The organism is Moorena sp. SIO3I6 (assembly GCF_010672095.1).
Genome location: NZ_JAAHHU010000962.1, coordinates 1 through 1,871, shown reverse-complemented (window position 1 = coordinate 1,871; position 1,871 = coordinate 1). Strand labels below are relative to the sequence as shown.

Genomic DNA, 1,871 nt, shown 5'->3' with positions numbered 1-1,871 from the left:
TGGGGAGGAGGGCTATTCTTTTGTTGAAGCACGAAAAGAGAAAGTATGACACCTCAATTGTTTATATTTGAGCCAGGTTTTGAATCCATTCAATTGCAATTTAAGATAAAAGAAAAGTTCCACTTTGGCTCAATAGACACTTGTAATCTATTAAAATGGATTTTTTGGAATAACTTTTATACTTTGAAAAGATCTCAAAAATTCCGGAAAAGTCTATTTACAGGAAATTTGTTAAAGGCTGACCATTCCGTTCAATGATCCCCTGATTCACCAGTGTCTCACCATCTATTGTCAAGATAGCAAGCTCTCCAGTATCTGGCTTGTAGGCGAGAATATCATCTTTGAGATCACCGTTAAAGTCAGCAAACTCCGTTAGTTCCCATTCCAGGAGGTTGACCTCACCGGCATCAAGCACCATCTCCTTGATCTCTTCACCTTGCCCTTGCCAGTATTGAATGGCTCCGGTTACTTTGTTAAACCAGAATACATCATCGTTTTCACCGTCGCCATCAAAGTCTCCAGTACCTTGGATTTCGAAATTGAGATCGGTTTCCGCAGGAAGGGTAACTGTATTTACTTGCTGAGTATCATCTATTTTCCACAGGATATTATCTCCTGTCAGTGGATTACGCCAGACAAACCTGGTACTATTGTCAGGAACTGACGAGATGTCATCAGCAATGGTAATCTGAGCAAAAGTTTTGCCAACTAAGTTATAATCTTCGCTGGTGTTTAAGACCAAGTTAACCGTTTCATCACCTTCGTCGATTCGGGAATCGATTTCTGGAGTGATTTTCAACTCGACGGAGGACTCACCAGCGGCAATAGTGACTGATCCATTCAGGGTTTCACTGTAGTCATCTGCGGTAGCAGTGCTACCAAAGGTCATGTAACTGACAGTGAGTTCTTCAGTAGTGTCCCCGGAACGAGTGATGGTGATGCTGCCTGGGTCTTGGTCTTTTTCCGCTGCCTCAAGGTCGCTAGCACTGATCGTGACAATCGGGATGTCATTATCAAAAATACTAGCAGTGACTAACCCAACATCCCCCAGGGGATAGTTCACAGTGTCCTCGGATTTGGTAATCTCGTGGCTGATGGTACTTTCGTGATCCCCTTCAACCTCTTGATCATCCAGCCCTCGCACTGTGATAGTTTGAAGTGTTGCCTCATTGAAGGTAAGCACTTGCTCTGAAGCAAAGGTAGTTCCATCTAAACTGATTTCAGTTTGATCATCAGCTTTGATGGTAATTTCTACTTCTCCGGTGGGATTGTTAGTTAATGCAACAGTGTAGATACCGGTACCACCCTCAAATAGTATCGGGCTCTCACTGATGATAATCTCTGGGGTTGTGGTAACACTCTCATTATCAGTGATCGTAATCTCGGTGGATGGGATATTGAGAGTATCAGGATATGTGACCTCATCCCCGGTGTTGGTAATGGTATAACTGATCGTGGTATTATGGTCACCTTCGAGGAAATTGTCATCCACCGCCATTACCGTAATGGTTTTGGGGGTGAGATCGCTCAGGCTCACCATCACTTCGTTCTCGAAGCTCTGCCCATCGAGACTGATTTCACTGTCCTCATCCGCCATAATCTTGATTTCTACTGGTCCGGCTGGAACAGTGTCAAGAGCAATGGTATAAGTGCCAGGCTCTCCCCCTTCCGTGAGACCAGAAATCTCGCTGATCAGAACTTGACCAACATTATCTGCGTCATTATCAGTAATGGTGATCTCGGTGGATGGGATTTCGAGAGTATCAGGATATTTGGCCTCATCTCCGGTGTTAGTAATGGCGTAGCTGATGGTACTGGTGTGCTCACCTTCGGGTAAATCGTCATCCACTGCCTGTACCGTAATGGTTTTG

General features: G+C 44.5%; 1 protein-coding gene. It reads right to left on the bottom strand.

The window, feature by feature from the left end; translation table 11 throughout:
• Positions 1–217: 217 nt before the first annotated feature.
• Positions 218–1,871: Calx-beta domain-containing protein (locus F6K49_RS44980; RefSeq protein ID WP_293108583.1), on the bottom strand; the 1,654-nt coding region annotated here is incomplete at its 5' end.